Annotated in this window: 5 protein-coding genes; 2 read left to right on the top strand and 3 right to left on the bottom strand. The window is 49.8% G+C overall.

Features of this window, described 5'->3' with window-relative positions:
- Together ACOJTG_RS22990 and ACOJTG_RS22985 are read left to right on the top strand one after the other, a co-directional pair.
- A partial coding sequence (locus ACOJTG_RS22990; protein WP_420155949.1) for a SusC/RagA family TonB-linked outer membrane protein occupies positions 1–1639 on the top strand: 1639 nt, incomplete at its 5' end.
- A gap of 11 nt (positions 1640–1650) precedes the next feature.
- Positions 1651–3231, top strand: a complete 1581-nt coding sequence (locus tag ACOJTG_RS22985) for a RagB/SusD family nutrient uptake outer membrane protein (protein WP_420155948.1) — start codon at positions 1651–1653, stop codon at positions 3229–3231.
- A 63-nt stretch (positions 3232–3294) separates the two neighbouring features.
- Here the strand turns inward: ACOJTG_RS22985 and ACOJTG_RS22980 are convergent, their stop codons facing one another.
- The 3 genes from ACOJTG_RS22980 to ACOJTG_RS22970 form a co-directional block, all read right to left on the bottom strand.
- A complete protein-coding gene (locus ACOJTG_RS22980) occupies positions 3295–5166 on the bottom strand; it encodes a CocE/NonD family hydrolase (protein ID WP_420155947.1) in 1872 nt (623 codons plus the stop codon).
- Positions 5167–5317: 151 nt separating this feature from the next.
- Complete coding sequence (locus tag ACOJTG_RS22975; RefSeq protein ID WP_420155946.1) at positions 5318–5872, bottom strand: 50S ribosomal protein L25/general stress protein Ctc; 555 nt, start codon at positions 5870–5872, stop codon at positions 5318–5320.
- Positions 5873–5914: 42 nt separating this feature from the next.
- A partial coding sequence (locus ACOJTG_RS22970; RefSeq protein WP_420155945.1) for a ribose-phosphate pyrophosphokinase occupies positions 5915–6831 on the bottom strand: 917 nt, incomplete at its 5' end.

Genomic DNA, 6831 nt, shown 5'->3' with positions numbered 1-6831 from the left:
AGGAAGCGGGAGCAGTAGTATGGCCAACACCTATAGTTATAACGTAAACGCGTATTTCCTGTATGAGAAAAACTTCGCCGAGAAACACTATCTGAATACAACGCTGGGAGGAGAGTACAACAACCAGACATTCGAACAACTCAATACCATTTCCAGTGGTTACGCGATTCCGGCATTTGGCGTGGATAACATCGGAAGTGCTCAGAATCAGAGTATCGGCTCATTTAAGGAAACTCGAACGCTGCAATCGGCTTTTGTGCGGGTCAATTATTCATTCAAAAGCAAGTACGTGCTGAATACTTCGTTGCGGTTGGATGGGGCTTCTCCTTTTGCCGAAAACAAGAAATACGGCCTCTTTCCGGCGGTAGCTCTGGCCTGGAATCTGAATGAAGAAGGCTTCATGAAAAACGTAAAATTCGTGTCGAATGCTAAGTTCCGGGTTTCTTACGGCGAAACGGGAAGTCAGGCCATCGGGCCTTATTCCTCGCTCACGCAGTTTTACAGCGGTTTCTATCAGTATGGGCAGGAGGGAGCCATCGGAACGAGCTTGTACTCCACGACGATCGGTAATCCCAACCTGTCCTGGGAACGCACCCGGCAACTTAATGCGGGTTTAGATTTCAACTCCGCCAACGACCGCTTTGTATTTAGCTTTGATTTCTACAACAAGCGGACCCTAGGTCTTTTGCAACCGCGTACGCTGCCCTCGCAGTCGGGCGTGAGTACTATCCTCGACAATTACGGTTCGATGGAAAACCGGGGCGTGGAAGTCAGTGTACAGGCGAATATCATCCAGAAGAAAAATCTGGTATTATCTTCTCGTCTGAACGTCTCCCGAAACATCAATACCCTGCTGGATTTGGGGGAACGCAAGACGCCCGATTACGTCAACATCAGTGGAAATCTGCTGGGCGGTACTTCGGGTATTCTGATACCGGGGCAGCAGGTGGGGCAGTTTTACGGGTTACGGGTTATTGGACTGGCTCAGCCCTCGGACTTTACGAACGAAGATACTCCCCAGTATCCTTACGCCATTCTCAGTGATCAGATTCCGGGAACGTGGAAGTACCAGGACTTGAATAATGATGGTAAGATCGACGCCAACGATCGGCAGGTAATCGGAAAATCCAACCCGGATTTTATTTTCGGTTGGACGAATGACTTCACCTGGAAAAACCTGAGTGTAACGGCCTTCTTTACGGGTTCGGTTGGAAATGACGTATTGAACCTGACGCGTTTTTACCTGAATAATGGGTTGCTTGATTACCAGGGTGTCATCTTCAATCAAACCGAAGACTGGTACTACAACCGCTGGACTGCCGATAGGCCCCATAACAACGTCCGGTATCCGAGTACGCAACGCGGCATCAGTTCGAGCGACATCAATTCGGCGATTCTGGAAGATGGCAGTTTTGTTCGGCTGAAGATGCTAACGATTTCGTATGGTTTTCCGAAAATCGGACCGATCCAAAACCCTCGCCTGTTTGTAACGGGTACCAATTTGTTCACGCTGACCAAGTACACGGGTTTCGATCCCGAAGTAAGTTCATTCAACCAATCACTCTTACAGCAGGGCATTGATTACGGAGCCTATCCGGCCCAAAAGTCTTTCACGATTGGATTGTCCTGTAATTTCTAATGAGCCAACCTATGAAATCAATAATCTTTGTTTTGAGCTTGCTCACCTTTGGGCTGGTGGCCTGTCGGGATAATCTGAAGGAAGAACCCTTTTCTTCGCTTTCCGAAGATCAGGTGTTCAGCGACGAAGATGGCCTGAGTAAGGCGACGCTCGGCGTATATCAAATCTGGACTTCGGCCAACTATGCAGACGTTTGGAGTCGGTTTATTCTGAGTGAAGCCGGACAACGGTACACCACGGGCGGTATTCTCGGTCCCGGTGGCGACCCTTTCTATCGCTACGGGCATTTACCTTCGGCGGGTGCTTTTGATGCCGTGTGGAGCCGCATGTACAAGGTAGTATATCGGGCTAACATCGTGATTGATAATGCCCGTCGGGCGGTCACTAACGACACACTGGCAACGCCCTACATCGCTGAGGCCCGCTTCTTACGTGGCTATGCGTACTTCAATCTGGTGCGAGATTTCGGCAGCGTTCCCTTGCTGTTACGTCAAATTGTTTCGCTCAACGACCGGGACCTAATTTATGCTCCGAAAGCAACCACGGAAGAAGTTTACGCCGCTATCGTTGAGGATTTAACGTTTGCAGAAAACAACCTGCCCGATCAGTGGACGGGTGAAAACCTGGGCCGCGTTTCGGCGGGTACGGCCAAGGCCATGCTGGGTAAAGTCTATTTGCAGATGGCGGGCCGACCCCTGAACAAAACGGAATACTATCAGCGAGCTGCCGAGAAATTTCAGGATGTGGTAGGAATGGAAAACGAAGCAAAGTACAACTTCGGGCTCATGGACGATTTTCGGGACGTGTTCTCACTGGAAAATGAACGTAATAAGGAGCTGGTCCTGTCCTTCGGTTATTTCATCAATTCCTCGAATCCGAACGGAAACATCTTTCCATTTAATCTTTTTCCGCGAGGATTAGTAAATGGCGATGAACAAACGAGTTTTGGCTACACCTACGATTTCTATAGACTCTACGAAAAAACCGATACCCGGCGGGATTTTACGCTGGTCGATCGCTACGTGTTTCGGGGCATTGCCAATGGCGGGGCTCAGCCGGGCGACAGCATCATTTATGACCCACAAACCTGGCATTACCGAGTGAAACGTACGGGTGAAATTTTCCTGCAAAGCAATTTTGAATGCGGCGTGGCCTATGGAAAAATGGCTCGCGTCGCTCGTCCGGAAGGATCGCCCGCCCAGGGCTACAGCTCGGATTTGATTGAACTGCGTTTCTCGGACGTACTGCTTGGTCTGGCGGAAGCCTACGTTGAAACGGGGAAACCCGCTCAGGCTTTGCCGCTCTTGAACCGCGTACGAAACCGGGCCAAAGCGACCCTAGTACGAACCAGTGACGCGGCTTCCTTGCGACAGGCCATTCGCCGGGAACGACGGCTGGAACTAACGGGTGAATTTACCACCGTCTACGACATCCGCCGTTGGGGAACGCTGAAGGAAGAAATGGACGCTATCACGCCCCGGCAGATCATCAACAGCGTACTGGCTCCGTACAGTACCAAGTTTGAAATTTATCCAATTCCGCAGTCACAGCTGGATGCGAACCCCAATTTGCGACAGAACGATGGTTGGTAGAAACACCAAGAAAAAGCCGATGGTTGATACAACCATCGGCTTTTTCTTGGTGCTAACGCGAAACTATTTCTTCAGGATCGGCAGCAGGATTTGACTGGCAGCCGTACTGTTATGAAATACTTTGATGTTTGCCTTTTGAAAGTCAGAATCCTTGGCCTGATAAATGTCCACAAACTTCTGCGGATTGCGATCCACCAGTGGGAACCAGCTACTTTGAATCTGTACCATGATCCGGTGGCCTTTTTTGAAGGTATGAGCCACGTCGGGTAACGCGTATTTCACCTGCGTTACTTCGTTGGGTACAAAGGCTTCCGGTTTCTCGAAACTCTTCCGGAAACGACCCCGCATCACTTCACCGCGTACCAGCATTTGGTAGCCATTCATAATGTAGGAGTCTTTATTGGTGTACTGGAAATCGTCGGGAAATACGTCGATAAGTTTCACCACGAAATCAGCATCTGTACTGCTCAGAGCAACCTGTAAGTCGGCCAGGAGCGTACCCGCTAGCGTAACATCTTCGGTGAGTTCATCCGTCTTGAATACCAAAACATCGGGGCGAATGGCCGCGAATCGCTGATCGTCTGTCATGTATTCCCGCGTACGGGAGCTTTTCACCCCTTCTGCGTAGGGAACGGGTTTCGCCGGATCACTTACGTATTCGGTAAAGGTACCGGGAGCGTTCGGCTGTTTAAAACTCAGTTTGCCATTCGCCTGCAGGTATAGCGGTGTTTCGGTAATCCCCTTGGGAGGCCATACATCGAAGGTTTGCCATTGGTTTTCTCCGGTAAAGAAAATTGTAGCTTCTTTGAAGGAGGCCACCGAGCCTTTACCTTTCAGGTAGTAATTAAAGAAGGGTACTTCCACTTTTTCGGCATAATACGTACTGGTAGGACTGCCAAACTGCACGTTACCGAGAGAAGAACCATCGCTGCCGCGACCTGCCCACTGACCGTGGAACCAGGGACCCATGATGATCTTATTATCATTTTTGGCTTTCTTCTCAATGGCCTGATAGGTGGTCCAGGCACCGAAGCAATCTTCGGCGTCGAACAAGCCACCGACGACCAGTGTCGCAATGCCCGCAGGTACTTTGTCCGCGAAATTGCGAACGTTCCGGGCTTTCCACCAGGCATCCATATTGGGATGCTGCATCATTTCATTCCAGAAGCGTACGCTGTCGCCGGCCATTTTCGTGAAATTAGGCAAGGCTCCCGTTCGCAGGAAAAAGTCGTAGCTATCGGCCGTAGGCAGGGTCATACCTTTCGGTCCGACGCTGGTGGGTTTAGGGTGCGGATAACCGAAACCCCGGGCAACGTAAAAGTTGAAGGCATCCATGAGCATAAAGGCCCCATTGTGGTGAAAATCGTCACCTAAGAACCAATCCGTTACCGGAGCCTGCGGGCTGGCTGCCTTGAGGGCCGGGTGATTGCTGAGGGCGGCCATCGTCGAGTAAAAACCGGGATACGAAATGCCAAATACGCCTACTTTCTGGTTGTTATTGGGCAGGTTTTTGACGAGCCAATCGATGGTATCGTAGGTATCACTGGCTTCGTCGACGTCGGTTTTAGCTTTTTTGCTGGGATTAAAAGGCCGAACATCCTCAAAGACGCCCTCGCTCATCCAGCGACCCCGTACGTCCTGAATGACCATGATGTATCCTTCTTTCAGGTACTCTTTGTAATGGTTAATGTAAAAAGGCCGATACACATCTGCACCGTAGGGGGCACAGGAGTAGGGCGTCCGGGTCATCAAAATAGGATGCTTCTCGGACTGATCTTTCGGCAAATAAATGGAGGTGAAGAGGCGAGTCCCATCTCGCATGGGAATGTACTGCTCCAGCTTGGTGTAGTTGTTGCGGTACCAGGTAGAATCGGCGTTCTGAGCCTGAGCCAACAGGGGTAACAGCCATACCAGTAAGGTACGAAGGTGTTTCATAAAAGGTAGGTTTGTAAGAGAAGAAACGAAACTGTGAAGTTACACGGAAGTTGATACGATTGCAGAGATTGCCGAATTTTCGGCTGAGAAATTTTATCCATAAAAAAAGCCCGACCGAAGCCGGGCTTTTTCAGCAGAAAGTCTGAAAAGACTATTTTCCACGCAGTGAACGAGGGATATCGATCGTAGCGATAGGAAGACTCTTTGAGTTCAGGATTTCAACGTTTTCAACGTTTACTTCGGCAACCCGTACGGATTTACCTAAGTCAAGTCCTTCGATGCTTACTTCTACGAAATCAGGAATGTTTTCAGCCTGACCACGCAGCGTAATTTTACGTAATTTCTGAACCAGTTTACCCCCTTTGATAACACCAGGAGAGTTACCTACAAACTTCAGGGGAACGTTTACCTTGATAGGCTTGTCCGTAATTTCCAGGAAGTCAGCGTGCAGCAGTGCGTCGTTAACGGGGTGGAATTGCGTGTCCTGAAGAATGGCTTTGCGAATTTCACCTTCGATGTTCAACGTTACTTCGTACGCATCGGGCGTGTACAAAAGATCACGGAACAGAATGGTAGGAGCAGAAAAGTGAATTTGCTCGCCACCTCCGTATAATACCGATGGAATAAGTCCTTCGGCCCGAAGATCTTTCGATTCTTTCTTGCCGAGATTCGCTCTTTTAAACCCTACAATCTCGAGTTTTTTCATTGTGTTTGGTAATAAAAAGCTCCGGGTGAACCCGAAACCACGTTAGTAATGAATAAAAAGGGAACTAATTGATTCGTGATCACGAATGCGTCCAATGGCTTTGGCAAATAGCTCGGCCACTGACAATACCGTTACTTTGGGGTTGTCCTGTTTCTGAGGAATGGTATCCGAAACGATCAGTTCTTCGAGTACGGAATTGTAAATATTATCGTGAGCTTTTCCGCTCATCACCGGGTGAGAACAGATGGCCCGTACGGATTTGGCTCCTTTGTCGAGTAGCAGCTGAGCTGCTTTGCAAATGGTACCTCCCGTATCAATTAAATCATCGACTAAAATAACGTTGGCGTCCGTCACGTCGCCAATCAACTGCATGGAAGCAATTTCGTTGGCTTTCTTCCGGAACTTATCCACGATTACCAGGTTCGAGCCGGGGAAGAAACTGGCAAACTTCCGGGTCCGGGCTACGCCTCCCACGTCAGGAGAAGCAAACACCAGATTATCCAGATTTTTCGAGCGGATGTACGGAACGAAAATGGACGCCCCTTCCAGATGATCCACCGGAAAGTCGAAGAATCCCTGAATTTGCCCCGCGTGTAAATCCATCGTAATCAGACGATCAGCTCCGGCCGCTGTTAGCAGGTTCGCCACCAGCTTGGAACCGATGGAAACCCGCGGCTTGTCTTTCCGGTCCTGGCGAGAATAGCCGAAGTACGGAATCACTACGGTGACGTAGTGAGCGGAAGCCCGGCGGGCCGCGTCGATCATCAGTAGCAGTTCCATCAGGTTTTCGGCTGGTGTAAACGTGCTCTGGATGAGAAATACATCGCAACCCCGAATGGATTCGTCGAAACTCGGGGACATTTCACCGTCGGCAAAACGTTGCACGGTGACGGTTCCCAAATCTTTGCCGTAGAAACGGGCAATTTTTTGGGCTAGATATTGACTGGAACTGCCTGAGA

This window comes from Siphonobacter sp. (assembly GCF_048595215.1).
Lineage (GTDB): Bacteria > Bacteroidota > Bacteroidia > Cytophagales > Spirosomataceae > Siphonobacter.
The sequence above is the reverse complement of the archived record's forward strand: the minus strand, read 5'-3'. Positions and strand labels throughout refer to the sequence as shown.